General features: G+C 49.5%; 23 protein-coding genes. 9 read left to right on the top strand and 14 right to left on the bottom strand.

The window, feature by feature from the left end:
* Positions 1-87 precede the first annotated feature (87 nt).
* Positions 88-1851 carry a SulP family inorganic anion transporter gene (locus ACMHKJ_RS02855; RefSeq protein ID WP_413491960.1) on the top strand — a complete coding sequence of 588 codons (1764 nt, stop codon included), beginning with the start codon at positions 88-90 and terminating at the stop codon, positions 1849-1851.
* Here ACMHKJ_RS02855 and qseC read toward each other — a convergent pair whose 3' ends face one another.
* Together qseC and qseB are read right to left on the bottom strand one after the other, a co-directional pair.
* A complete protein-coding gene (qseC, locus tag ACMHKJ_RS02850) occupies positions 1852-3198 on the bottom strand; it encodes a quorum sensing histidine kinase QseC (protein ID WP_413491959.1) in 1347 nt (448 codons plus the stop codon).
* Entirely contained in the window at positions 3185-3856 is a 672-nt protein-coding gene (qseB, locus tag ACMHKJ_RS02845; RefSeq protein ID WP_413491958.1) for a quorum sensing response regulator transcription factor QseB, read from the bottom strand. The genes qseC and qseB overlap by 14 nt, the downstream gene beginning before the upstream one ends.
* Positions 3857-4096: 240 nt before the next feature.
* On the opposite strand from qseB, the gene ACMHKJ_RS02840 reads away from it, so the two are divergent.
* On the top strand, positions 4097-4513 hold the full coding sequence (locus ACMHKJ_RS02840; protein WP_413491957.1) for a YgiW/YdeI family stress tolerance OB fold protein: 417 nt from the start codon (positions 4097-4099) through the stop codon (positions 4511-4513).
* Positions 4514-4566: 53 nt separating this feature from the next.
* Here ACMHKJ_RS02840 and ACMHKJ_RS02835 read toward each other — a convergent pair whose 3' ends face one another.
* Both ACMHKJ_RS02835 and ACMHKJ_RS02830 read right to left on the bottom strand, forming a co-directional pair.
* Positions 4567-5454 (bottom strand): aminoglycoside 6-adenylyltransferase, encoded by an 888-nt coding sequence (locus tag ACMHKJ_RS02835; protein ID WP_413491956.1) that lies wholly within the window; start codon positions 5452-5454, stop codon positions 4567-4569.
* 59 nt (positions 5455-5513) lie between these two features.
* Positions 5514-6290 carry a YciC family protein gene (locus ACMHKJ_RS02830; RefSeq protein WP_413491955.1) on the bottom strand — a complete coding sequence of 259 codons (777 nt, stop codon included), beginning with the start codon at positions 6288-6290 and terminating at the stop codon, positions 5514-5516.
* A gap of 442 nt (positions 6291-6732) precedes the next feature.
* Between ACMHKJ_RS02830 and ompW the strand changes: the two genes are divergently transcribed.
* Complete coding sequence (gene ompW, locus ACMHKJ_RS02825) at positions 6733-7371, top strand: outer membrane protein OmpW (protein ID WP_413491954.1); 639 nt, start codon at positions 6733-6735, stop codon at positions 7369-7371.
* Between the two features lie 79 nt (positions 7372-7450).
* Here ompW and ACMHKJ_RS02820 read toward each other — a convergent pair whose 3' ends face one another.
* The 7 genes from ACMHKJ_RS02820 to ACMHKJ_RS02790 all read right to left on the bottom strand — a co-directional run bounded on the left by ACMHKJ_RS02820 (position 7451) and on the right by ACMHKJ_RS02790 (position 14580).
* On the bottom strand, positions 7451-7765 hold the full coding sequence (locus ACMHKJ_RS02820; RefSeq protein ID WP_067362083.1) for a BON domain-containing protein: 315 nt from the start codon (positions 7763-7765) through the stop codon (positions 7451-7453).
* Between the two features lie 237 nt (positions 7766-8002).
* The gene (trpA, locus tag ACMHKJ_RS02815; protein WP_413491953.1) at positions 8003-8809 is read right to left on the bottom strand and encodes a tryptophan synthase subunit alpha; all 807 of its coding nucleotides are present in this window, start codon (positions 8807-8809) and stop codon (positions 8003-8005) included.
* Positions 8809-9999 (bottom strand): tryptophan synthase subunit beta, encoded by a 1191-nt coding sequence (trpB, locus tag ACMHKJ_RS02810; protein ID WP_413491952.1) that lies wholly within the window; start codon positions 9997-9999, stop codon positions 8809-8811. Before trpB ends, trpA begins: the two co-directional genes overlap by 1 nt.
* A 26-nt stretch (positions 10000-10025) precedes the next feature.
* Complete coding sequence (trpCF, locus tag ACMHKJ_RS02805; protein WP_413491951.1) at positions 10026-11393, bottom strand: bifunctional indole-3-glycerol-phosphate synthase TrpC/phosphoribosylanthranilate isomerase TrpF; 1368 nt, start codon at positions 11391-11393, stop codon at positions 10026-10028.
* 5 nt (positions 11394-11398) lie between these two features.
* Positions 11399-12397 (bottom strand): anthranilate phosphoribosyltransferase, encoded by a 999-nt coding sequence (trpD, locus tag ACMHKJ_RS02800; protein ID WP_413491950.1) that lies wholly within the window; start codon positions 12395-12397, stop codon positions 11399-11401.
* Positions 12398-12442: 45 nt separating this feature from the next.
* Entirely contained in the window at positions 12443-13021 is a 579-nt protein-coding gene (locus ACMHKJ_RS02795; protein ID WP_413491949.1) for an aminodeoxychorismate/anthranilate synthase component II, read from the bottom strand.
* Positions 13021-14580, bottom strand: a complete 1560-nt coding sequence (locus ACMHKJ_RS02790) for an anthranilate synthase component 1 (RefSeq protein WP_413491948.1) — start codon at positions 14578-14580, stop codon at positions 13021-13023. The genes ACMHKJ_RS02795 and ACMHKJ_RS02790 overlap by 1 nt, the downstream gene beginning before the upstream one ends.
* 321 nt (positions 14581-14901) lie before the next feature.
* Between ACMHKJ_RS02790 and rnm the strand changes: the two genes are divergently transcribed.
* From rnm to rluB, 3 genes are all read left to right on the top strand, one after another.
* Positions 14902-15762 carry an RNase RNM gene (gene rnm, locus ACMHKJ_RS02785; RefSeq protein WP_413491947.1) on the top strand — a complete coding sequence of 287 codons (861 nt, stop codon included), beginning with the start codon at positions 14902-14904 and terminating at the stop codon, positions 15760-15762.
* Between the two features lie 21 nt (positions 15763-15783).
* On the top strand, positions 15784-16404 hold the full coding sequence (locus ACMHKJ_RS02780; RefSeq protein WP_067362105.1) for an L-threonylcarbamoyladenylate synthase: 621 nt from the start codon (positions 15784-15786) through the stop codon (positions 16402-16404).
* Between the two features lie 115 nt (positions 16405-16519).
* Positions 16520-17452 (top strand): 23S rRNA pseudouridine(2605) synthase RluB, encoded by a 933-nt coding sequence (gene rluB / locus ACMHKJ_RS02775; protein ID WP_413491946.1) that lies wholly within the window; start codon positions 16520-16522, stop codon positions 17450-17452.
* Here rluB and ACMHKJ_RS02770 read toward each other — a convergent pair.
* Complete coding sequence (locus ACMHKJ_RS02770) at positions 17428-17808, bottom strand: hypothetical protein (protein ID WP_413491945.1); 381 nt, start codon at positions 17806-17808, stop codon at positions 17428-17430. The genes rluB and ACMHKJ_RS02770 overlap by 25 nt on opposite strands.
* A gap of 21 nt (positions 17809-17829) precedes the next feature.
* Between ACMHKJ_RS02770 and ACMHKJ_RS02765 the strand changes: the two genes are divergently transcribed.
* On the top strand, positions 17830-18594 hold the full coding sequence (locus tag ACMHKJ_RS02765; RefSeq protein WP_413491944.1) for a hypothetical protein: 765 nt from the start codon (positions 17830-17832) through the stop codon (positions 18592-18594).
* A gap of 138 nt (positions 18595-18732) precedes the next feature.
* Here the strand turns inward: ACMHKJ_RS02765 and ACMHKJ_RS02760 are convergent, their stop codons facing one another.
* On the bottom strand, positions 18733-19515 hold the full coding sequence (locus tag ACMHKJ_RS02760) for a YciK family oxidoreductase (protein WP_413491943.1): 783 nt from the start codon (positions 19513-19515) through the stop codon (positions 18733-18735).
* 180 nt (positions 19516-19695) lie between these two features.
* Here ACMHKJ_RS02760 and sohB point away from each other — a divergent pair, with 180 nt between their 5' ends.
* The gene (gene sohB, locus ACMHKJ_RS02755) at positions 19696-20748 is read left to right on the top strand and encodes a protease SohB (protein WP_413491942.1); all 1053 of its coding nucleotides are present in this window, start codon (positions 19696-19698) and stop codon (positions 20746-20748) included.
* 75 nt (positions 20749-20823) lie between these two features.
* Here sohB and ACMHKJ_RS02750 read toward each other — a convergent pair whose 3' ends face one another.
* Positions 20824-21075, bottom strand: coding sequence for a DUF2498 family protein (locus tag ACMHKJ_RS02750; RefSeq protein ID WP_413491941.1), 252 nt, complete (start codon positions 21073-21075; stop codon positions 20824-20826).
* 286 nt (positions 21076-21361) lie between these two features.
* On the opposite strand from ACMHKJ_RS02750, the gene topA reads away from it, so the two are divergent.
* Positions 21362-23962, top strand: a complete 2601-nt coding sequence (topA, locus tag ACMHKJ_RS02745; RefSeq protein ID WP_413491940.1) for a type I DNA topoisomerase — start codon at positions 21362-21364, stop codon at positions 23960-23962.
* Positions 23963-24151: the final 189 nt, after the last annotated feature.

The raw sequence follows: 24151 nt of genomic DNA, 5'->3' as shown, positions 1-24151 counted from the left end.
TATCCGCATTCGGTTATAAATCAGTTTAATTATTAGCTGTAAAATTAAATTTTACGTCTTAATACGACACATCTATAAGGGGCAACAATGCCGCAAAGCCGACTTCTGCGCTGGATGCCGGGACTTTCCGTTTTTCTGCACTATGAACGCAAAAACCTGCGTTATGATATCCGCGCCGGGCTTTCTGTCGCCGCAGTCGCACTGCCGGTCGCGATCGCCTATACCGGGCTGATGGGCATTAATGCGATTGTCGGGCTGTATGCCTGTATTCTGCCGATGGTCACGTATGCCTTATTCGGCTCATCGCGCCAGTTGATTGTCGGGCCGGATGCCGCCACCTGTGCAGTTATTGCGGCGGCGATTATTCCGCTGGCGAAAGGTGACCCGGATACGCTCTGGCAACTGGCGATCATTATGACGCTGATGACCGGGGTCTGGTGTCTGATCGCCGGTCACTTCAAACTTGCCGCGTTCGCCGATTTCCTTTCACAGCCAATTTTACAGGGGCTGCTTAATGGTGTGGCGGCAACGATTATTGCCGGGCAGATTGGTAATGTGCTGGGCGTCTCCGGGCTGCCGTCTCCGCTGATTGAGCGGCTGTTTGCCTTACCCGGAAAATTACACCTGGTTCACTTTCCGACACTGCTGCTGACCGCTGTCAGCCTGGCGGCGCTGTTGCTGCTGGGTAAAATTCGCCGCAACTGGCCGGGTCCGCTGATTGTGATGACTATCGCCACACTGGTCAGTGCCTGGATGGATTTTTCCACGATGGGTATCGGGATTGTCGGCAATCTGGGTGACGGACTGCCGCATATCAAAATGCCGGCGTTTGACCCGGGTTTGCTGCGTGAACTGGTGATCCCGTCATTAAACTTAGCCGTGATCAGTATCGTCAGCTTTATGATGACGGTCCGCAGCTTTGCCGAGAAAAACGGCTATGCCATCGATGTGGATCAGGAACTGCGCGCACAGGGCTATATTAATATCGCCTCCGGCTTATCCCAGGGATTTGCTGTCAGTGCCGCGACCAGCCGGACGGCGGTGAATGACGCCAGTGGCGGGAAAACCCAGATGGTATCACTGATTGCCGCCGGTCTGATCGCGCTGGTGCTGCTTTTTCTGACAGGTTTTCTGGGGCATATTCCGCTGGCAACCCTCGGCGTGGTTCTGATTTATTCATCCTGGTCGATGTTCAGTATCCGCCAGATATTTTCATTCCGTAAGCGCAATCACTCCGCGTTTACCCTGGCGCTGTTTACCCTGGTTGCTGTCCTGCTGGTGGGGCTGATTAACGGCATTGGTTTTGCTGTTCTGCTGGGGCTGATGCAGTTTTTGCGCACGGTTTTCCGTCCGACTGACCAACTGCTGGGGGTGGATGAGCAGGGCATGATCCATTCAATGAATAACAGCAATGTGGATATTGATCAGGTCGACGGATTAATGATGTACCGGTTCAATTCTCCGTTGACCTATTTCAATGTCGCTTATTTCAAAAAGCGGGTATTGCAGATGGTGAATACGGCACCGAAACGCCCTGCCTGGGTGGCGATTGATGCAACCGTCAGCTTTATTAACAATGACATGAGCGTGTTTACCACACTGAATGAGCTGGTGACAGAGCTGAAAATCAAAGGTGTCACGCTTATACTGGCGGGGCGGCGTACAGAACTGACGCGCTGGGTCTCTGAAAATAAAATCAAACGCAATGATGAGGATTTGATTATTGTGCCTGATCTCTACTTTGCTATCCGCCTGATCCAAAGCAAACAGCAAAGCAGAGTCAAAGCGATGGAAGAAGCGCTGTCACAGGCGGAAGAGGGCAGCAGCGGAGAAACACCGCAGACTGCCTGATCACCAGCTGATTACCACGCAAAATCCGCCCTGCGGAGGTTGGCGGAACTGTATGGTCAGATGATGCAGTTCCGCAATGCGTTTTACGATAGACAATCCCAGCCCGCTGCCGGTTTTTTCCTGCCCCGGCGGGCGGTAAAAACGCTCACCTAACCTGGCCTGCACATCTGCGCTTACACCCGGTCCGTCATCTTCAATTACTAATTGTTGCGGACTGAGTGTTAATTGTACAGTGCCGCCATCCCGCCCGTAGCGGACTGCGTTATGCAGCAGATTGCGCAGCATCACAGTAAGAAGAAGGTGTTCGCCGCTGATAGTCTGTTCCGGATCTGTGATTGTTTTGCGCACAGTAACCTGGTGTTTATCGGCTTCATTCAGTGTTTGTGCAACCGCATCACTGATGATATCCGTCCAGCGCAACACAGTGCAACTGACAGGTTGTGATTGCGATTCCAATCGTGACAGTGTCAGTAGCTGATCCACCAGGCGTGTTGCCCTGTCGATACCGGTTAACAGGTTGGTGACGACGTGTTCGCGGGTTTCCGCGTCGTCTCCGGCGATCTGCATCACTTCTGATTGCACCCGCAGGGCTGCCAGCGGACTGCGTAATTCATGGGCTGCATCAGAGGTAAACTGACTCTCCCGCTCCCGTAACTTACTGATACGTATAAATAATCCGTTCAGTGCATCCAGCATTGGTTTTACCTCGCGGGGCAGTACCGGCGGGGCAACGGGGGTGAGATCGGCAGGGTTACGGCGCTGTAACTGACGGGCAAGCAGGCGCAGGGGCTTCAGTGAACGCGTCAGTAGCCACAAAAACAGCAGCAGCATTACCGGCAGCGCAACCAGCCAGGGAATAACCTGCGCGGTGATAATTTTCAGCCCTGTATCCTCGCGGTACTCCCATTCCTGACCGACCACAATGACATAGTGGTCATCGACAGACGGCAGTTGCACAAAGCGCCACTTATCACTGTCATCAATCAGTGAGCCATCACGAAAGCCGGATTTTTTATCAGAAAAGGGGATTTTTCTGCCATTTTCGCCATCATCGAGAACCCGTTCCCCTTGCGGCGTAAAAATGGCAAAGGCGAGAGCATCATCATCCTGTTTCCCCCGGTTACCGGAGAGGATTTTTTTTGTTTTTTTAATTATTGACGGAGGAAGATCCAGATTGGACGGCAAAACAGACAGGCGTTTGGCAAAGCCCATTTGTTGCGTGTCGAATAATTCATTAAGGGATTTTGTGGTCTGGAACCAGGCAAATACGCTGGCGGTACCCCAGGTTATCAGGGAGAGCAACAGCAGCAAGCAGCCCAGGCGCAGGCGCAGACTAAAGATTTTCATCGTCATTACCCAGAATATAGCCGATACCGTGGCGTGTTTTGATAAATTCGCGGCCTAATTTACGGCGCAGATGATGGATATGCACTTCGACCGCATTGCTGGATACCTCTTCATCCCAGTTATACAATTTTTCTTCAATCATGGCGCGGGTGAGGACTTTCTGCGGGTTATTCAAAAACAGCGCGAGCAGGGCGAGTTCTTTTCCTTTCAGGGATACGGGTACGCCGTTGCGGGTGACAGTCATTGCGACGGGGTCCATCTCCACATTGCCATGCGCCAGTTTTGCTGATAGCTGACCGTGGCGGCGTCGGATCAGCGCCTGCAAGCGCGCAGCGACTTCCGCAAGGGCAAACGGCTTACACAGATAATCATCCGCTCCCTGCTGTAACCCGCCAACCCGCTGCTCCAGTGCATCACGGGCAGTTAAAATCAGCACCGGCTCATCGCGGCTCTGCGCCCGCCACTGTTTCAGAATATCCAGCCCGTCAATCCCCGGCAGAGAAAGGTCGAGGATCACCGCATCATAAGGTGCGGAAAACAGCGCCTGCTGCCCGGTTATGCCATCCGTAAACCAATCTATAGTGAAGCCGAGCTTTGTCAGCCCGATTTTCAATCCGTCGCCAATCAGGCGGTCATCTTCAATTAATAAAATTCGCATTATATTTATCCCCGGAATATATACCCTTATTCATTCAAGATACCGCCAACGAACCTGAAAATTGAATGAATAAGGGTACAGCTGTGCTAGTTTTAACGCAGAAGCCACGGGATAACCACCTGTTTTGTCTAAAATTAAAAATATAATTAAAAATAGGCTATCTTTAAGATCCTGTTAAGAACTTAATGGTTAAATACACCTCATGAAGCAACAATGCTTCCTTATATCAGGAGATAAATAATGAAGAAATTACCTGCACTCGCATTACTTGCTACATTACTGGCCGGCTCCGCAGGCTCCGTTTTTGCTGCAACAAACGGTGGGTTTGAAGGTCCCGGCGCACCATCTGCAACCTCTGCCACCACAACCCAAACCGGCGGATTCAGCGGCCCGGATGCCCGTAAAATGACGGTTGCCGACGCGCTGAAATTATCCGATGATGCAAATGTTGTGCTGCGCGGAAAAATCGTCAGCCAGATTGATAATAAGCATTACGAATTTAAAGACAGCACCGGCACCATCCGTGTGGAAATCTCCCCGAAACGCTGGGATGGCTTAAAAGTCACCCCGCAGGATGAAATTGAAGTCGAAGGGGAAATCGATAAAGAGTGGAGTAAAATCGAGCTGGATGTAAAAGCGGTGCGCAAAGTTCAGTAATCGCTTAATGTTTAGTTTTGAAAATGCCCCGGAATGGGGCATTTTCATATCAACTACCCTCTGATTGCACTGTCCAATTCATAACCCACATCCGCATAAACCCGCTTAATATATCGAACAGATGCCTCTGCATCACCGGTGTTTATTTTAAAGCCCATTTTGTCTGCGGTTATTTTCTGGAATTCACCAAATAACCGCAGCATGACAAACAGTGACTGCCAGTTATTTTTCGGGTCTGCATCGGAATAGGTATCGGATATAACTTGCATTTCTGCGTTGGTAAGATAACGGGACAGATATTTCCCGGCTTTGCCGGTAGTGAGGTTAAATCCGTGTATGCAGCCGATTTTCCAGTCAAGCATCTGCATAAATGCCGGACGGATGACATTGTCTGTCATCTCTTTGGCAAAAGTGATTTCATGTCTTGCCAGACCTTTTGCCACATTGGTGGCGCACCACCAGAACTCATTGGCAGTTTCTGCAAATAAACGGGTATCCGGTGGGGTGATAAAATAACTGCTTTCGTCTGCGGGCGGCAGCGAATTAAATAAATGGTCTTTATCCAGCCAGAGAATACTCAGGCTGTCGTGTGTGTAATCTGTTGTTAAGTGACTGAGGGGAAACAAAGTCAGATCAATACGGTGACTATCTTCATAGATCATCAGATATGTATATGCCGTACGCGCAGGTGTATCTTTATTTTCCGGCAACATATCATCAGGGCATTGCTGTAATACCGGAACACCTAAGAGAGTTTCCCACGCGCGGGCTGATTTAGCCGCGTTAATATCCTGCACAAAAAAGACTAAGTCAAAATCCTGATATTTGTCTTTTTTAACCTGCTTATTTGCCCGTGAGCCATTGAGGATAACGGCTCTGATATTATCATCAGATTGCGCACAGCAAAGAATTGCCTGAGAAATATTATCATTACTTCGCATTATCCGGCACCGGTGATAAAAAAAAGCCCCATCAGGCAGACGGGGCGGGGAATAACGAATTACTGATAATCTTTAATCGATTGTGATTGGGTAAATAACTGATAAAACCGGAACAGATAAATAATCATCAGGCCGCTGATAACGTTATTTAAGAACAATACGATGACCATCGTAATATGTTCATTCGGCAGCGGTAACCGGCTGAGTAACAAGACGGATGCTTGTTTCAGTGCAAACCAGATTAAAATAGCCGGCAGAAGTGTTCTGATATTTTTCATCGCAATATTACCGCTGATTTTAATCGCAGTGAAAATACTGTTTTTTTCGGTGAACATCACGATAGGCGCGAGCGCCAGCAGCATAGCCAGCACCAGACCCGGCAAATACATGGCAACTAACCCGAGAGCTATCACCAGTGAACAGATAAGCAGCAGAACCAGCATGCGCAGTATACGTCCGGCGGAGCCGGTGATTGCCTGAACCGCAGTCAGTGTCCTGCCCTGTGATGCGCTGAATACCAGAAAAATCATGGATGTCACAAAAACCGCATTACCCAGCAGAGAGCCTAAAATACTGCCCAGCCCGGTTTTCAGCATCTGCCACTGGTCATCGGCAGTCAGTGCGGCGACTGCGCGCTGAAATTCGCCGGAACCCTCATTAATATAGGTGGATTCCAACATACGGATGATATCCGTTCCGTTAGAGTTATAAGTCAGCAGGACGTTGAGAGCAACAGCAATAACGGCGGTGAGCAGAGAAATAACCAGAACAGATGCAGCCTGATTGCGGAAAAAATTAAGACTGTCGCGGGCAAGATCTGACACCGACATGGACATGAAAAAACTCCTGTATCCTGAATGACGTTGGGTATAGACATGATTAAAACGCTTTACGTAATTGTAAAACAAAATGGCGGAGAGTGTAACCTGTACGCGGGGCAAAAATACAGGTTTCAGGCATTACAGGATAAATAATAATCATAAAAATATACATTTCAGCAACAATAACAAAACAGAGATAAAGTCTGAAAGGTACACATGACATGTTTAAAATTGATATAAATCACCTGAATTATTAACACACTAAAAATGATGAAATGTATTATTGATTCAGATCAATAAAAGAAATAAATCCCATGGAATAATAAATCCGAATTTGTGTGATTATTGTTTTTTATTTAAATGTTGTGATCTGTCTTGGATCATAATTCGATTTAAGGCTGTATATTTCAAACTGTATTTATTGTATTTTTTTTCTTTTTTTAGGATGGGATAGATAATGAAAAAGCTCTCTGCTGTGTTTTTAGCACTGGCAACGGTTTTGCCGTCAGTTTCAATTGCGCACCAGGCCGGTGATATGATTGTTCGCGGCGGTACAGCAACTGTACGCCCGAATACCGGGTCTGATAACGTTCTGGGTTCTGTTGGTTCTTTTGAAGCGAATAATAATACTCAGTTAGGTTTGACCTTTACTTATATGGCTACTGATAATATCGGTATTGAATTATTAGCTGCTACTCCGTTTGAACATAAAATTTCAACCCCGGGAACGGGTGAAATTGCAACGGCTAAACATTTACCACCAACTCTGATGGCACAATATTATTTTCGTACCCCGGAAGATAAATTACGTCCGTATCTCGGTGTCGGTATTAACTACACATTCTTCTTTGATGAAGGATTTAACGACAACGGTAAAAATGCCGGTTTAAGTGACCTGAGCATGAGCGGATCATGGGGTGTGGCAGCGCAGGCTGGTCTGGACTATGAATTAGACAAAAACTGGTTACTGAATGCCTCTGTCTGGTGGATGAATATCGAAACAGATGTGGATTTCACAGCCGGTGGCGAAAACTATTCGTACAAAACCCGTCTTGACCCATTTGTCTTTATGTTCGGTGCTGGTTACAAATTCTGATAACCGCAGTTAGCTGAAAATAGCTGAAAAAGAAAACGGCGCCTGAAAAGAGCGCCGTTTTTTTATATCTGAACTTGCATCATCGCAGCTTCATGGAGTTAATTACAAGCTTGACGCCCGGTACCTTACGCGCGGTATTCACAGCCAGAGTCGCTTCTTTGTCGCTTGAGACAAACCCGCTGAGCTGTACTTTGCCTTTAAAGGTTTCCACACTGATTTGGGTGGATTTAATGCCTTTTTCACCCAGCAGTGCTGTTTTTACTTTTGTCGTGATCACGGAGTCATCAAAATAGCCTCCGGTGCCTTCGCTTGTTGCGCTCGGGGCACAGGCGGACAGCGTAAACGCCATAAACATGACAACAAAGAGTGATGTGACCAGTTTCATATACTTCATTATGTTCTCCTTATTTATACTCATCATACTTCAGGATGCCCGGGTGTTGACTTCGCAAATCCCGCCGGGTCACATAGTTTATCTATGCTCCCCGTCAATCTTTGCTTGTCGCCTACAGGCATCCCGAATTATTTAGAGTATAGATGGCAATGAGTGCCTGACACTTTGAGTATTAATGAAATCAATATGATTCACAACAAGAATAACCCACCAATATAAGTGCGCTAAACGAAATAATCACAATTGTGTCGCGTTTTTCATTTTCTGAGTAAATTCCCGCAGGCGTTCACACATCAGCGGCACATTATCCAGATGTTCTGCAATAATATTAACGACGGCTGAACCGGAAATTGCCCCCGCAGCACCATTTTTAAGTGATTCACGGACTTGTTCCGGTTCGGATATTCCGAAGCCCTGAATCGGCGGCGCGGCCTTATAAGCATTCAGTTTACCCGCGAGAGAGGCGAGAGATTTTTCTGCCCGGTTTTCTGCGCCGGTGACACCAGCACGGGAGAGCAGGTAGGTGTAGCCTTTCCCGGCGGCGGCAATAGCCTGTAATAATGCATCGTCTGCATCCGGCGGGCAGATAAAGATAGGTGCGATATTATTAGCCAGCGCAGCCTCGCGGAACGGCTGTGATTCATGAAGAGGCACATCGGCGATTAATACCGAATCCACACCGGCGGCTGCCGCATTGGCATAAAACTGGCTGATCCCGCCATGAAAAACCAGATTGGCATACATCAGCAATCCGATAGGTAATTGCGGATATTTTGCGCGGATCTGCGCTATCAGTTCAAAACAGCGGGCAGGGGTAATACCGGCGGCAAAAGCACGCAGGTTGGCATCCTGAATGGTCGGACCGTCTGCCAGCGGATCAGAAAATGGAATACCGAGCTCAAGTGCATCCGCACCACCTGCCACCAGGGCATCAATAATCTGCAAAGAGACCTCAGCGGACGGATCACCGAGCGTGACAAACGGTACAAAAGCACCCTGGTTGCGGGCAGTCAGCTGTTGAAAAAGTTGTTCATACCGGCTCATCAGAAATCCCCTCTTTCTTTAAGAATGTCATAAACAGTGAAAATATCTTTATCACCCCGTCCGGAGACATTGACGATAAGAAGTTGTTCTTTTTCCGGATTTTCCCGGATCATTTTCAGGGCGTGCGCCAGTGCATGTGCGGATTCCAGTGCCGGGATAATCCCTTCGTGGCGGCTCAGTGCTTTAAAGGCGTCAAGTGCTTCATCATCGGTCGCAGAGACATAATCTGCCCGCCCGATAGCATTAAGATGCGCGTGTTGCGGGCCGACAGACGGGAAGTCCAGTCCGGCAGAAACAGAGTAAGATTCTTCAATCTGGCCGTCTTCTGTCTGCATCATCGGTGATTTCATACCGAAATAGATACCAACGCGTCCGTGTTTCAGCGGTGCGCCGTGCTCGCCGGTTTCAATACCGTGTCCGCCCGGCTCGACACCAATCAGGCGGACAGATTCATCCGGGATAAACCCGGCAAATGCGCCGATAGCATTAGAGCCACCGCCGATACAGGCGATCACCGCATCCGGCAGGCGACCTTCGCGCTCAAGAATCTGTGCGCGGGCTTCATCGCCGATCATGCGCTGAAATTCGCGGACAATGGTCGGGTACGGGTGCGGACCTGCCGCCGTACCTAATAAATAGTGAGCACGTTCATAACTGCCGCTCCAGTCGCGCAGTGCTTCGTTACAGGCATCTTTCAGGGTGGATGAACCGCTGTGAACCGGGATCACTTCCGCACCCATCAGACGCATACGGAAAACGTTGGGTGATTGACGCTCCACATCTTTCGCGCCCATATACACGCGGCATTTCATGCCCAGCAGTGCGCAGGCGAGTGCGGTTGCCACGCCGTGCTGACCGGCACCGGTTTCTGCAATAATTTCGGTTTTGCCCATGCGTCTTGCCAGCAGTGCCTGTCCCAGAACCTGGTTGGTTTTATGTGCACCACCGTGCAGTAAATCTTCCCGCTTGAGATACAGCTTGGTTTTGCTGCCCGCCGTCAGGTTTTTACACAGAGTCAGTGCGGTCGGGCGTCCTGCATAATTTTTCAGGAGATCGGTAAATTCGCGCTGAAATTCCGGGTCTTCTTGTGCGGCAATAAAGGCATCTTCCAGTTGATCCAGTGCCGGGATTAAAATCTGCGGGACAAATTGCCCGCCGAACTCGCCAAAATAGGGATTTAACTTACTCATTTTTCTGATCCTTTCTGTTTAAGTCGTTAGGCAACGTGCATATGTAATTTTTCAAATAAGATGCGGATTTTGTCTGCATCTTTAATTCCGGGGGCGGATTCTGCGCCGGAGTTGAAATCAAGCCCGGATGCGGCGCAGGCGGCAGCTGCAAGGCAGTTTTCTGCATTCAACCCGCCCGCAAGGGTAAAGGGCACCGGCAGTGAGGCGGGCAGTGTTGCCCAGTCAAATGTGTATCCGGAGCCGCCTTTGCCGTTATCCAGCACCAGGCGCACCACGCCGTCAGGCACGGTAATGTCCGGCTGATGTGACATATCCAGTGCTTTCCAGATTTCACACTGTACCGGCAAATGCAGACGGAGTATCGCGATATCATGGGCATCTTCGCTGCCGTGCAACTGAACGGCATGCAGTTTCAGTCGGCGGGCAATCGCGGCAATCTCTGCCGGGTCGTGATTACGAAACACACCGACATATGCCAGCGGTGCGCCGGATATAACAGCAGCGGCCTGAGTTTCATTCACACAGCGCGGGGAGTCACTGACAAATATCAGCCCGCCGAATGCGCTACCGGCATCATAGACGGCGCGGGCATCTTCTGCGCGGGTCAGCCCGCAGACTTTGTGTTCACCGAATATCAGGCGGCGGATAGCAAAATCCAGATCCGGCTGCGCCATAATCGCACTGCCGATCAGAAAACCATTGGCATACGGGGAGAGCTCACGGATGTGCTGATGTGTGGTAATACCTGATTCGCTGATAATAATGCAGTCAGCCGGAATGCGCGGCGCAAACGCTTTTGTACGGTTGCGGTCAATAGAGAGATCGCGTAAATCGCGGTTATTAATACCGATGACTTTGGCTTCCAGATGAATGGCGCGGGTCAGTTCCTCTTCTGTACTGACTTCTGTCAGCACACCCATATTCAGAGAGTGAGCAAGGGTCGCGAGAGAGTGATATTCCGCGTCATTTAGCACAGAAAGCATCAGTAAAATCGCATCAGCGCCGTAATGACGTGCCAGATAGACCTGATAGGCATCAATCATAAAATCTTTGCACAGTACCGGCTGCGAAATCTGTGCGCGCACCCGGCGCAGATAGTCATGCTGCCCCTGAAAGTATTTTTCGTCTGTCAGAACAGATACTGAGGATGCATAAGGCGCATAAGCCAGGGCAATCTCATCCGGATTAAAATCCTGTCGGATCAGTCCTTTGGATGGTGAGGCTTTCTTACATTCTAAGATATAAACGGTTTTTGTGCTGCTCAGTGCCTGATAAAAATCCCGGTCACTTGGCTGTAATGTATCGGCGAAATCCAGCAGTGGCTCTTGTTTCTTCCGCTCAATTAATGAGATACGTTTATCGTTAACTATTTGTTCTAATACGGTGCCTTTCATGGTCATTATCCTCTCGCGGCCAGGGCGGTGACGCGCTCAAAGGCGTTGCCACTGTGGATCATTGCCAGCGCATGATGCGCATTGGCTCGTAAGTCTTCGTTATCATTAAGTTTCATCAGCAGGGCGACATTGGCGGCAACCGCATGATTATGCGCGGGCGTGCCTTCGCCCTGTAATAACCGGGTCAGTAATTGACGATTTTCGTCCGGTGTGCCGCCGTGTAATTCATTCATGTCATAAGCCGGTAATGCAAAATCATCCGCCGTCAGGCTGTATTCGCGGATCTCTCCGTTATGCAGTTCTGCAACCTGTGTCGCGGCATGAAGGGAAACTTCATCCATCCCGCCACTGTGAACGACCGCTGCCCGCTGATAACCCAGCATTTTCAGGGTTTGTGCGACAGGGCGGATAAGCGCCGGGCTGTAAACACCAATCAGCGCCACCGGCGGGCGTGCCGGGTTGATTAGCGGGCCGAGAACATTAAACAGTGTGCGGGTTTTCAGTTGCTGGCGCACCGGGGCGGCGAAACGAAAGCCGTCGTGATAGTGGGGCGCAAACAGAAAACAGACGCCGACATCATCCAGGGCGCTGCGCGATATCTCCGCCGGGGTATCGAGCGCGATACCGAAGGCATTGAGCAAATCAGACGATCCTGTCTTGCTTGAAACACTGCGGCTGCCGTGTTTGGCAACTTTTATACCGCAGGCAGCGGCGACAAATGCGCTGGCGGTCGAGATATTGATACTGTCGGAGGCATCACCGCCGGTGCCGACAATATCACTGAAGCTATAGTCCGGACGGGGAAACGCCCGTGCATTATCCAGGCATGCTTGTGCGGCTCCGGCGATTTCGTCCGGCTGTTCGCCGCGCATTTTCATGCTGATTAAGGCGGCGGCAAGCTGGGTTTCGCTCAATTCGCCACGGATAATCGCAGAGAAGAGTTCCCGGCTTTCCGCCTGGTTTAGTGCCTCGCCCCGGTACAGTTTTTCAAATAAAATTTGCATCTCTCTATTCCTTAATCTGTTTTTATGTTTTTCTTCAGGGTTGAGTTATGCCTGTGCCCATTCCAGCGTATTTGCCAGCAATGCCGCACCTTCCGGGGTTAAAATTGATTCAGGGTGAAACTGTAATCCGCAGACTTTGTGTGAATCATGGCGCACCGCCATCACAATATTGTCGCTGGTGGCACAAATTGTTAGTGCCGACGGGGTGATTTCTGCTGCAAGTGAGTGATAACGTGCCACTTTCATCGGATTCGGCAGACCACGGAACATGGCCTGATTATCATGTTGCAGCAGGCTGGCTTTGCCGTGTAATACAGTGCCTGCGCTGCTGACTTTGCCGCCGTAAGCTTCAATAATCGCCTGGTGCCCGAGACAAATTCCGATGACCGGGTAACGCCCTGTGACAGCGCGCAACACCTGCGGCTGACAACCTGCATCTGCCGGTTTACCGGGACCCGGTGAAAGCACCAGAACCGGATTGTGCATCTTGTCCAGTGCCGTGAGAATAACCTCTGCCGGAACCCGGTTGCGGTAAATCACCACTCTGTGCCCTTGTGCGCGGAACTGATCGACCAGGTTGTAGGTGAAAGAATCAACATTATCGAGCAGTAAAATATCAGCCATCAGAATGTCTCCTCTGCGTGATGTGCGCGGGTGATTGCGCGGATCACCGCACGGGCTTTGTTACGGTTTTCATCGGCTTCTGCCTGCGGATCGGAATCCAGTACCACGCCGCCGCCCGCCTGCACAATGGCGATACCGTTTTCAACATACGCGGAGCGGATAACAATGCAGGTGTCAAATGTGCTGTCGCCGCGGAAGTAGCCGACCGCACCGCCGTAGCTGCCGCGGCGGATTTTTTCTGTCTGTGCAATCAGTTGCATAGCGCGGACTTTAGGGGCACCGGTCAGTGTACCCATATTCATACAAGCCTGATAAGCATGAAAAATATCCAGGTCATTACGTAATTCGCCGGTTACGCGGGATACCAGATGCATTACAAATGCATAGCGATCCACTTTTGTCAGTTCTGCCACGCTGCGTGTGCCGGGGCGGCAGATGCGGGCGAGATCGTTACGGGCGAGATCCACTAACATAAAATGTTCGGCAAGCTCTTTTTGGTCAGTACGTAAATCCAGTTCCAGGCGGCTATCTTTATCTGCATCAACATTGCCGTCTGCATGTAAGCCCCGGGGACGGGTGCCCGCAATCGGGTAGATTTCAATCAGGCGGGTTGTGGGATCATATTTCAGCGCACTTTCCGGTGACGCGCCAAACAGGGTGAAATCACTGTCCTGCATATAGAACAGGTACGGACTCGGATTGCTGTTTTTCAGGACCCGGTAAGCGGCCATCGGCGACGGGCAGGGTAACTGAAAGCGGCGCGATGGCACGACCTGGAAAATATCACCCTGAACGATGTATTGTTTTAAGTCGGTGACAATGCGGCGGAATACATCATCTGAATGTGACGTTGTCACGTTTATGTCTGCCGTGGATACAACAGCGGAACCGGTGATTTCATTCGCCAGTGTGGTTAACAGCGTATTGTGCTGTGATGTCAGGCGCGCCTGTTCTGTTTTATCGCCGGTAAATGTGAGAGTGATAAGCTTGCTGGTTTGTTGCTGGTGATCAATGGTCAGCAGAGTTTCAGCCAGATAAAAACAGTAATCCGGGCAATTATTTGCCGATGTTACTGCCGGTAACGTTTCAAAGTTGGCTACCAAATCATAACTGAACAGACCGCCGCAGAATAAATTCCTGCGGTCATCAGGCGTTGACGGCAGGCTCATCAGGGTGCGCAATACATCAAATACAGAATCTGCACGCAGCCGGGTATCTTCATCGGTGTCTGCCACAGGCGGTGTGAAGCGGGCAGTCAGCATAGTGTCTGTGATTTCACATTCTGCTTTTGCCGCCAGTTGTGTATGCAGTGCCGGTAGCAGCGTTGCCCCGTTTGTATTCAGTGCTTCGGCGGTCACGGTATGACCCAGGCAGTGTATCCGCAGGGCGCTGTGCAGAATAAGCAGACTTTTTAAATTTGCCTTAGAGGTTATTTCAGCAGATTCTAATAACAGTGTTGCCGGGCGTTGTGCACAAAGTGCGGTAAAGACGGCGGCAGGATCCGGCTGGTAGTGTGGATAATCAATCCGGGTTATGTGTGTGAAAATCGGGCTGTTCATTATTATTTACCTTATCTCATGAATATTTTTGCCATAAAAAAACCCGCCGGGGGGCGGGTTATGTGCTCTGATTCAGCTTGTCAGCTGACATGCACGCACAACCATTGCGCCCGACGGGAAGAGTTACGCCACCAACGATTGTTTAGTTTGTGCATGTTCATGAGATGTCCTTTATGAAATCTGTGATTAAATATACCTCGTTCTGCGTACTAGTAAACTAGATCGCGATTGGTGTGTCAAGGATATTTGTGGAATACTACGCCTCCCCGGGAAAAGCCCGGGTAAACAGGCGGTTGTCAGAGAGAATAAAGAGGAGACGCGATGGAGCCGGAAAACACAGGTATAGACCGGGAGTGCTATGATTTACATAGCCATACCACAGCGTCAGATGGCATTCTGACCCCAGAGCAGTTACTGGACAGAGCCCTGGAGATGGGCGTGACAGTGTTGGCGATTACTGATCACGATACGACAGATGCACTTCCTGTCGCGCATCACTATCAGCAGACACATAATTTGCCGCTGAAAGTGATTAATGGTGTTGAAATATCAACGCTGTGGGAACATCATGAAATTCATATTGTCGGGCTGAATATTGATATTTTGCACCCGGCTATGACAAAATTATTAGCGCAGCAATCAACACGCCGCCGTGAGCGCGGAATGCAGATTGGTGAGCGCCTGGAGAAGGCCGGTATCCCCGGCACCTGGGAAGAAGCTTGTGAGCTGGCGCAGGGCGGAGAAGTCACCCGCGGGCATTTTGCCAGGGTGTTGATTGCCCGGAAAGTGGAATCCACCATTCCGAAAGTGTTTAAACGTTTTTTAGCCCGCGGAAAAACCGGCTATGTGCCGCCGCAGTGGTGTGAAATCAGTGAGGCAGTTGATGCCATTCATGCCGCCGGTGGTCAGGCGGTGCTGGCGCACCCCGGTCGCTACGGGTTATCCGCCAAATGGCTGAAACGGTTGTGTGATTTCTTTAAACAGACCGGTGGCGATGCGATGGAAGTGGCGCAGTGCCAGCAGGCGCCGGATGAGCGCCGGGTACTGGCGGAATATGCGTTAACATATGGATTAAAAGCCTCTCAGGGCTCCGATTTTCATCAGCCGTGTTCGTGGATAGAACTGGGCCGTAAATTGTGGTTGCCGGGAGGCGTTATACCAGTCTGGCAGGATTGGTCGTGAAGGATTAACAGAGGAAATACAATGGGCCAGATGTTTCATATTCATCCTGATAACCCGCAGGCACGCGTAATAAAGCAGTGCGTGGAGATTATCAATAAGGGCGGAGTGGTCATTTATCCGACAGATTCCGGCTATGCTATCGGCTGCCGCCTGGAAGATAAGGACGCATTGCAGCGGATTTGCCGCCTGCGTCAGATTGACAGTAATCATAACTTTACCCTGATGTGTCGTGATTTATCCGACATTTCGACCTACGCCCAGGTGGATAACAGCGTATTTCGTTTAATCAAAAATAATACGCCGGGTAATTACACCTTTATTCTGCGGGCAACAAAAGAAGTGCCCCGTCGTCTGATGAGTGAAAAACGTAAAACAATCGGGATGCGGATACCTGCTAATCCGATTGCTATGGAGCTGCTCGCCGCAATGGGTGAGCCGATTATGTCTGCCAGTCTTATCCTGCCGGGTAATGATTTCGCGGAATCTGATCCGGAAGAGATCAACGATACCCTCGGCAAGCAGGTGGATTTGGTGATTAACGGCGGGTATATCGGGCAACAACCGACAACGGTGATTGACCTGACAGATGACACGCCGGTTATTGTCCGCGAAGGTACCGGGGATGTTTCACCGTTCCTGTAAGCACGGCTGATGTGCGTGGTATGTGTAAAATTGCGTTAACGCCGTGCATGAACCTGTGTATAATGCTGCGGTTGATTTTCATGACGCCTGTGAAGGCGACAGCAGAGGGTGCTCAATGAGCCAGAAGACAGAAAAGTTACAGAAAGTATTAGCCCATGCAGGGCATGGTTCACGCCGTGAAATTGAAGGCTATATCGAAGCAGGACGCATCTCTATTGACGGAAAAACCGCCACGTTGGGTGACCGTATTGATGTTAATACCAGTGCAAAAATCCGTTTTGACGGACGTGTACTGGGTGTGAAAGACGCACAAAAAAATCCGTGTCGCGTACTGGCATACTACAAACCGGAAGGGGAATTATGTACCCGTAATGATCCGGATGGCCGTCCGACCGTTTTTGACCGTTTACCTAAAATTTCAGGGGCACGCTGGATTGCAGTCGGGCGACTGGATGTTAATACCAGTGGTTTGCTGTTATTCACAACCGACGGTGAGCTGGCAAACCGCCTGATGCACCCGAGTCGTGAAGTGGAACGCGAATATGCGGTACGTGTGTTCGGTGAAGTGGATGACACCAAGCGCAATCAGTTACTGAAAGGTGTTCAGCTGGAAGATGGTCCTGCCTCATTCCGCGCCCTGAAATTTAAAGGCGGTGAAGGGATCAACCAGTGGTTCAATGTCACGCTGACAGAGGGCCGTAACCGGGAAGTCCGCCGTATGTGGGAAGCCGTGGGTGTGCAGGTCAGTCGCCTGATCCGCGTCCGCTACGGGGATATCGATTTACCTAAAGCGCTGCCGCGTGGCGGGTGGGTTGAACTGAACCTGGAAAAAACGAATTACCTGCGCGAATTAGTGGGACTGGCACCTGAAATAACAACGAAAGTGTCAGTAGAAAGTGACAAGCGCCGGATCAAAGCGAATCAGATTCGCCGTGCGGTGAAACGTCATGCTCTGCCGGGAGCCGGTGCGCCGAAGCGTGCCTCTGCCCGTCCGGCCTCTTCCCGCCAGGGAACCGGTGTTACTCAGAAGCGCCGCGCAGGGAAATAATCGCGTTTCTTACGAAAAACACGTATTTTTGTGTGTTGAGATAGCTGAGTAATATTATAAACGCCCGAAGTAAGTGACTGCGGGCGTTTTTTTATGTCCGGATCATGCAAATAACCATCAGGTACGCTAAGATATTCTGTCTGTACTTTCATCTGCAGGCGTATTTCCGGTAAAAGACCTTTTCTGCGAAGGAGATGAATATCGCGATAACCAGATATAGCCTGTTTGCGCTCATCTGTTTTCTTCAGGGATGTGATGACAGCACACAGCCTGAAATGCCTGAACAGAGCCGGTATTACTTTAGTAATATTACCGGGGACGATCTCTTTTTCACGCTGAACGGGAAAAGTATTCATGTTGCTCACCGGGAAAGCAGCATGCTTTATTTACCGACCGGACTAAATCATCTGGAAACGCCTCAGGGACAATCTATTCAGTTTATTGCCTATCCCGGTAACAGCGGTGGTATTATTAATCCTTCACGCGCCCGTTATTATTCCTACACTATTTATGATGACGAAATGCTGCATTCCCCGATGTTTAATTCACTTGTAAAGCAATTTGAATTTGACGGACATTATTATCAGGGGCCGTTGCGCACCAGTAATGCGGAGCTTATCGATAATAATATTTTTAAATGTCAGTATCCGGGTGAAGTGGCTGATGTAAAAGCAGAGCTGGAAAGTTATGTTGCAGGTAAAAAGGGAATGATGACGGTTTGCTTTAATGAACCTGAGTTTCGTCAGTTTCTGAAATATCATCCCCGCGGGGTGAGTTCATTACCGGAAAATACGATTATTACGGCCGATCAGGATGCTGAAATTACGTTTATTTATCGTCTGCGCAATTTTAATTTTATCGATCCGCAATTACAGCAGGGTGAAAAAGAAATAGCCGCGATACTGACAGAATATCAGCACCAGCGGGATGTGAATAAAAAACGCGATATATACAACCGCTATCATACGGTTCTGATGTCTATGGCGCAGCACTACCGGCAGGCGACCTTGCGTCGGGAAAAAGATAATACAGCTGAAAAAGAGGAAGGCCGGAAATTCAGCGATTTTATTCAGGAATCAGGGGAAATCTTTGGTGCCGGGATATTACCTCTTACAGAGGATGATTTACCCCCGGCACACTAATATACCCTTATTCATTCAAACTGCAGGTTCGTTGGCGGCACTCATCCAGCCGGGTCACATACTGATGTATGCTCCCCGTCTATCTTCCCTTGCCGCCTTCCTGCATCTTGAATAACGTTGGGTATAGTGTTGCTGTTCTTATTCCGCCGGCCCGGCTTTCCGGCCCGGTTGCGCATCAAAACTTATTCCGTTTTTACCCGCACTGTCATTACACATAACATACAGATACGTCGGCATAATATCTGCCGGTGTTTTCAGTTTTTCAGACGCTTCATCAGGGAATGCACCGGCACGCATTGCTGTACGGGTGCCGCCGGGATTAATACAGTTGGTGCGCAGACCTGTTCCTGCATATTCCTGAGCAAGCACCTGCATCATGCCTTCTGTCGCAAATTTGGAAACGGCATAAGCGCCCCAGCCCGCGCGGCCTTCACGACCCACACTTGATGATGTAAAGACGAGTGAACTTTGTGGTGCGCGCAGCAGCAGCGGCAGCAGTGCCTGTGTCAGCATAAAGGTGGCATTCACATTTACCTGCATCACATCCTGCCATAACTGCGGCGGCTGTTCCGTCATCGGGGCAACCACACCCAGAATCCCGGCATTATGCAGAACGCCGTCAAGATGCGGCACAGCGTGTGCCAGAACAGCGGCAAAATCACGGCACTGTTCCGCTGTCAGTGTCAGCAAATCATGGCAATAAATGCGGGGAGTGGCGCCGTACTTTTGTGCGATTTCATCACTGACAGCACGCAGCTTGCTCTCTGTACGCCCCGTCAGAATAAGGCTGGCACCGTAACTGGCGTAGGTGAGTGCCGCTTCACGGCCGATCCCGTCACCGGCACCGGTTATCAGAATAACTTTATTTTGCAGGGCATCAGGTGAGGACGGGGTAAAGTGAGATACGTCATTATTATGCATGGCAGATAACTCCGGAAAAGCGAATGGACGGGTATCACATCACAGACGTAGTGTGAATCCGTTTTTATCATACCGTCCTCAGTGCGTGATTGCCATCAAGGGTTACAAAACTAGTTGAGCATTTATCAGTTTTTTTAGTTAAAATAGCGGCATTCAATTTTTCAGTATTAAGGTGTGCCGGTGGAGTTTCTCTCACAATACGGTTTGTTTCTTGCAGAAACCGTAACAATTGTTCTGGCAATCATTGCCATTGTTGTATTTTTTGTCATGCTCAGCATCCGTAAAGGGCAGTCTTTAGGTAAATTACGTCTGACTGATCTGGGGGAAAACTACCGAGACAGACAGCGTGAAATGCAGCATGCCCGCATGAGTGAAGCGGAGCAGAAAATCTGGAATAAAGCCTTTAAAAAACAACAAAAAAACGAAGATAAAAAAGACAAAAACAATGCGAAAGACGGGCAGACCCGTTTACGCAAACCATGTGTTTATGTGATTGACTTTAAAGGCAGCCTGGATGCTCATGAAGTTGAGTCGCTGCGTGAGGAAATCACGATTATCCTGTCTGTCGCAGAAAGCGGGTTGGATGAAGTACTGGTTCGTCTCGAAAGCCCGGGCGGACTGGTTCATGCTTACGGACTGGCAGCAGCGCAACTGACGCGCTTACGTGAGAAAAACATCCGTATCACGATCGCGGTGGATAAAGTAGCTGCCAGCGGCGGGTATATGATGGCGTGTGTGGGCGACAAAATTGTGGCTGCACCGTTTGCTATCCTCGGCTCGATTGGTGTGGTGGCGCAGGTACCGAATATTCACCGCCTGCTCAAGAAAAATGATATTGATGTGGAGATGCATACCGCCGGTCAATACAAACGTACGCTGACCTTTATCGGACAGAATACAGATGAAGGGCGTGAAAAATTCCGTCAGGAACTGGATGAAACACACGTTCTGTTTAAGCACTTTGTATCTGAGAATCGTCCGTCACTGGATATTGAAAAAGTGGCAACCGGTGAACACTGGTACGGCACACAGGCAAAAGATCTGGGACTGGTTGATGAAATAGCGGTCAGTGATGACTTAATTATCGCAGCAATACCTGACCACGAAGTGATTCAGGTGCGTTATTTCCGCCGCAGACGGCTTATCGATAAACTGACGCAAAGTGTTATGCTCAGTGCGGATCGTCTTATTCTGCGCTGGTGGCAGCGCGGTAACGGACCGGTCGGAAAATAACCGGAAATAAGCATAAATTAACGGCAGCTTCGGCTGCCGTTATTGTTTCTGTCAGTTTATACCGGACATCATCATTCAACCGACTAAATGATATTGCTCTGACATAGTATGTGCGAGATGTTTAAACATATTAAATGCCGCGGCACTTTTGAGTGTCGGCAGGCCCTGGTCGTCTAAAAAGTATTCACCTTTAAAAACCAGTACGCCACATTTTTGTTCAACATCAACAGCGATCATTCCTTCAATGAAATCGTCATGTTCCTGTATGATTTTATTCGCTTTTTCTAACAGTTCGGCTTTACCGGAGGCGATGGTTTCTTTTTGCATTTTGTGAACTCCTTTAAAAAATATTTTGTTGCGCATCACTATTTATCAGGTAAAGTGTGGGTTTTTCAAGATCCCCGCACTTTTGCGGGATGACTGCTTGCGTAATACACTTTAGCGACGGCGATATTAAAAATACATCATTTCACGACAGATGTTTTGAGTTGAAACAAAGCATTAGTATAAAAAGAGTTGATCTATTACGAAAGTGCCGCAATATAAAAGAAATGTATTTAACGCAAAAATTGGCGTTTTTATAACCGCCCCGAAAATTTAGGTAATGATAATTATGGGTAAAGCTCTGGTCATCGTGGAGTCCCCGGCAAAAGCCAAAACGATTAACAAGTATCTCGGCAAAGACTACGTGGTGAAATCCAGCGTCGGTCATATCCGGGATCTGCCGACAAGTGGTTCAGCGAGCCGTAAACCCGCTGTAGCAGGCGACAAAGTAAAAGATAAAGTAAAAAAAGTAAAAAAAGACGAACGTACTGCATTAGTCAATCGTATGGGTGTTGACCCGTTTAACGGCTGGGAAGCGAATTATCAGATCCTGCCGGGCAAAGAGAAGGTCGTATCGGAATTACAGCACCTTGCCAGTGACGCGTCTCACATCTATCTCGCGACGGACCTTGACCGCGAAGGGGAAGCTATTGCGTGGCACCTGCGGGAAGTTATCGGGGGTGATGACAGTCGTTTCAGCCGTGTGGTCTTTAATGAGATCACAAAAAATGCGATTACCCAGGCGTTCGAACAGCCCGGTGAACTGAATATTGATCGGGTGAATGCCCAGCAGGCGCGTCGTTTTATGGATCGCGTGGTGGGCTATATGGTGTCCCCGCTGCTGTGGAAAAAAATTGCCCGCGGTTTATCTGCCGGCCGTGTGCAGTCCGTGGCAGTCCGCCTGATTGTTGAGCGCGAGCGCGAAATTAAAGCTTTTGTGCCTGAAGAGTACTGGCAGATCCACGCTTTACTGTCTGATAAAAAAGAACAGTTACGCATGGAAGTTGCGCAGGAAAACGGCAAAACCTTTAAACCGGTCAATGAGAAACAAACTCAGGCTGCGGTGGCAAAACTGCAATCTGCCGCGTACAAGGTTGTTGACCGGGAAGATCGCCCGACATCCAGCAAGCCCGGCGCACCTTTTATTACCTCCACGTTGCAACAGGCTGCCAGTACCCGCCTGAGCTACGGCGTGAAGAAAACCATGATGATGGCTCAGCGTCTGTATGAAGCCGGACACATTACCTATATGCGTACCGACTCAACAAACCTGAGTCAGGATGCGATTGTAATGGCGCGGGAATATATCACTGAGAATTTCGGTGATAAGTATCTCCCTGAAAATCCTAACATTTACAGCAACAAAGAAAATTCGCAGGAAGCGCACGAAGCTATCCGTCCGTCTGATATTACTGTTACGGAAGCGGATTTGTCGGATATGGAGCCGGATGCCCGCCGTCTGTATCAGCTAATCTGGCGCCAGTTTGTGGCATGTCAGATGATGCCGGCAAAATACGACTCAACCACACTGACAGTGGAAGCCGGTGATTTCAGTCTGAAAGCCAAAGGGCGAACATTGCGTTTTGACGGCTGGACCAGAGTCATGCCTGCGCTGCGTAAGAATGATGAAGACAGAACGTTGCCGCCGATTGAGGTAGGTACTGTAATGGCACTGGATTCTCTGGAGCCGGCGCAGCACTTTACCAAGCCGCCTGCACGTTTCAGTGAAGCATCGCTGGTGAAAGAGCTGGAGAAACGCGGCATCGGGCGTCCGTCCACGTATGCATCGATTATCTCCACTATTCAGGATCGCGGTTATGTCAAAGTGGAAAGCCGTCGTTTCTATGCAGAAAAAATGGGGCAAATCGTCACGGATCGTCTGGAAGAGACATTCGCTGAGCTGATGAACTACGATTTTACCGCGCGGATGGAAAACCAGCTTGACCACATTGCCAATAATGATGCGCAATGGAAATCTGTGCTGGATGAGTTTTTTGCCGATTTCAGCAAGCAGCTTGATAAAGCCAGTCTGGAGCCGGAAGAAGGCGGTATGCGCACAAATCCGATGGTGATCACCTCAATTATCTGCCCGACCTGTGAACGTCCTATGGGGATCCGCACGGCATCGACCGGCGTATTCCTGGGCTGTTCCGGTTATGCATTGCCGCCGAAAGAGCGCTGCAAACAAACTATTAATCTGATCCCGGAACATGAAATTCTGAATATCCTCGAAGGGGATGATGCGGAAACCAATGCTCTGCGCGCCCGTCGCCGCTGCCCGAAATGCGGTACAGCGATGGACAGCTATCTTATCGATACCACCCGTAAAATGCATGTGTGCGGTAATAACCCTGAGTGTGAGGGCTATGAAGTCGAAGAAGGCGAGTTCCGCATTAAAGGGTATGAAGGCCCGGTTGTTGAGTGTGAAAAATGCGGCTCTGAAATGCACCTGAAAATGGGACGTTTCGGTAAATACATGGGTTGTACCAACGACGAATGTAAAAATACCCGTAAAATATTACGCAACGGCGAAGTGGCACCACCGAAAGAAGATCCGGTACCGTTACCGGAAATGCCGTGTGAAAAATCAGACGCTTACTTTGTTCTGCGTGATGGCGCAGCCGGTATTTTCCTGGCGGCGCACAACTTCCCGAAATCACGGGAAACCCGCGCACCGCAGGTGGCTGAGTTAGTCCGCTTTAAAGACCGCTTATCCGAAAAAATGCGCTATCTGGCGGATGCACCGGTGGCGGACCCGGAAGGGAACCCGACTACTGTGCGCTGGAGCCGTAAAACCAAGCAGCAGTATGTTGCATCAGATAAAGACGGAAAAGCGACCGGCTGGTCTGCATTCTATATCGACGGCAAATGGGTTGAAAAAACCAAATAGATTGGTGAATTAGTTTCAACTCTATACCCAATGTCACAGGGTATAAAACCAGTCAGTTTATCGCTGACTGGTTTTTTTTACGCCTGTTGTTTGTACAGAATCTTATGAGTATAGCGATCTGTTATATACACCTGATAAAAAAGACTAAGCATGGTGGGGTTTGACAGCCGGCGCATCCGGCTATAAACC

This window comes from Morganella psychrotolerans (assembly GCF_965118875.1).
GTDB classification, from domain to species: domain Bacteria; phylum Pseudomonadota; class Gammaproteobacteria; order Enterobacterales; family Enterobacteriaceae; genus Morganella; species Morganella psychrotolerans_C.
This window is presented reverse-complemented; position numbering and strand designations above follow the sequence as displayed.

What these genes read in the sequence shown, in the direction of transcription:
- ACMHKJ_RS02855 (WP_413491960.1), top strand. Translation starts at nt 88, where the DNA reads ATGCCGCAAAGCCGACTTCTGCGCTGGATGCCGGGACTTTCCGTTTTT.
- qseC (WP_413491959.1), bottom strand. Translation starts at nt 3,198, where the DNA reads ATGAAAATCTTTAGTCTGCGCCTGCGCCTGGGCTGCTTGCTGCTGTTG.
- qseB (WP_413491958.1), bottom strand. Translation starts at nt 3,856, where the DNA reads ATGCGAATTTTATTAATTGAAGATGACCGCCTGATTGGCGACGGATTG.
- ACMHKJ_RS02840 (WP_413491957.1), top strand. Translation starts at nt 4,097, where the DNA reads ATGAAGAAATTACCTGCACTCGCATTACTTGCTACATTACTGGCCGGC.
- ACMHKJ_RS02835 (WP_413491956.1), bottom strand. Translation starts at nt 5,454, where the DNA reads ATGCGAAGTAATGATAATATTTCTCAGGCAATTCTTTGCTGTGCGCAA.
- ACMHKJ_RS02830 (WP_413491955.1), bottom strand. Translation starts at nt 6,290, where the DNA reads ATGTCCATGTCGGTGTCAGATCTTGCCCGCGACAGTCTTAATTTTTTC.
- ompW (WP_413491954.1), top strand. Translation starts at nt 6,733, where the DNA reads ATGAAAAAGCTCTCTGCTGTGTTTTTAGCACTGGCAACGGTTTTGCCG.
- ACMHKJ_RS02820 (WP_067362083.1), bottom strand. Translation starts at nt 7,765, where the DNA reads ATGAAGTATATGAAACTGGTCACATCACTCTTTGTTGTCATGTTTATG.
- trpA (WP_413491953.1), bottom strand. Translation starts at nt 8,809, where the DNA reads ATGAGCCGGTATGAACAACTTTTTCAACAGCTGACTGCCCGCAACCAG.
- trpB (WP_413491952.1), bottom strand. Translation starts at nt 9,999, where the DNA reads ATGAGTAAGTTAAATCCCTATTTTGGCGAGTTCGGCGGGCAATTTGTC.
- trpCF (WP_413491951.1), bottom strand. Translation starts at nt 11,393, where the DNA reads ATGAAAGGCACCGTATTAGAACAAATAGTTAACGATAAACGTATCTCA.
- trpD (WP_413491950.1), bottom strand. Translation starts at nt 12,397, where the DNA reads ATGCAAATTTTATTTGAAAAACTGTACCGGGGCGAGGCACTAAACCAG.
- ACMHKJ_RS02795 (WP_413491949.1), bottom strand. Translation starts at nt 13,021, where the DNA reads ATGGCTGATATTTTACTGCTCGATAATGTTGATTCTTTCACCTACAAC.
- ACMHKJ_RS02790 (WP_413491948.1), bottom strand. Translation starts at nt 14,580, where the DNA reads ATGAACAGCCCGATTTTCACACACATAACCCGGATTGATTATCCACAC.
- rnm (WP_413491947.1), top strand. Translation starts at nt 14,902, where the DNA reads ATGGAGCCGGAAAACACAGGTATAGACCGGGAGTGCTATGATTTACAT.
- ACMHKJ_RS02780 (WP_067362105.1), top strand. Translation starts at nt 15,784, where the DNA reads ATGGGCCAGATGTTTCATATTCATCCTGATAACCCGCAGGCACGCGTA.
- rluB (WP_413491946.1), top strand. Translation starts at nt 16,520, where the DNA reads ATGAGCCAGAAGACAGAAAAGTTACAGAAAGTATTAGCCCATGCAGGG.
- ACMHKJ_RS02770 (WP_413491945.1), bottom strand. Translation starts at nt 17,808, where the DNA reads ATGAATACTTTTCCCGTTCAGCGTGAAAAAGAGATCGTCCCCGGTAAT.
- ACMHKJ_RS02765 (WP_413491944.1), top strand. Translation starts at nt 17,830, where the DNA reads ATGCTTTATTTACCGACCGGACTAAATCATCTGGAAACGCCTCAGGGA.
- ACMHKJ_RS02760 (WP_413491943.1), bottom strand. Translation starts at nt 19,515, where the DNA reads ATGCATAATAATGACGTATCTCACTTTACCCCGTCCTCACCTGATGCC.
- ACMHKJ_RS02750 (WP_413491941.1), bottom strand. Translation starts at nt 21,075, where the DNA reads ATGCAAAAAGAAACCATCGCCTCCGGTAAAGCCGAACTGTTAGAAAAA.
- topA (WP_413491940.1), top strand. Translation starts at nt 21,362, where the DNA reads ATGGGTAAAGCTCTGGTCATCGTGGAGTCCCCGGCAAAAGCCAAAACG.